Origin of the sequence: Arsukibacterium sp. MJ3 (assembly GCF_000987765.1) — a bacterium.
GTDB lineage: Bacteria > Pseudomonadota > Gammaproteobacteria > Enterobacterales > Alteromonadaceae > Alishewanella.
Genome location: NZ_LAHP01000169.1, coordinates 1 through 473 on the forward strand (window position 1 = coordinate 1; position 473 = coordinate 473).

Genomic DNA, 473 nt, shown 5'->3' on the forward strand with positions numbered 1-473 from the left:
GAAACGCCCACATAATTCGATGAGCGAGCACTTCGAGTGCAGGTACATGGGCTAGCGTTTTAAAATAGATAGGCGCTAAACCCCAAATCATATAGGCGCCAAGTGCAAAGAAAACGCCTTGGCGAGCAACATTTGGTGCGTTATCTGGGGTGTTCTGATCAGCCACGAATTTTACCTATGTAAGAGGCACTTCGGCCTTTAATGCAGTTTAAGGCGTTTTAGCCAACGATGTAAGTACCTGTACCAAAAGCAATTAACATGCCTTCTTCATTATGCATCTCCATACGCGCAACAGCCACTCGGCTGCCCGAACGAATAATGGTAGCGGTAGTAATAAACTCTTTACCACGGCCAGGGCGTACATAATCCACACGTAAATCAATCGTACCGCAGCGGGCCATGTGCTTTACGATTTGTTCTGCGGTTAGATCGTTATCTAAACGTTCAATAACGCTTGCCATAATCACCACGCC

The 473-nt window shown here is 46.5% G+C and carries 1 protein-coding gene; it reads right to left on the reverse strand.

The annotated features are described in order from the left end of the window. Positions 1-218 precede the first annotated feature (218 nt). The coding region (locus VT06_RS17325) for a thioesterase family protein (RefSeq protein WP_046555581.1) at positions 219-473 on the reverse strand (255 nt) is incomplete at its 5' end.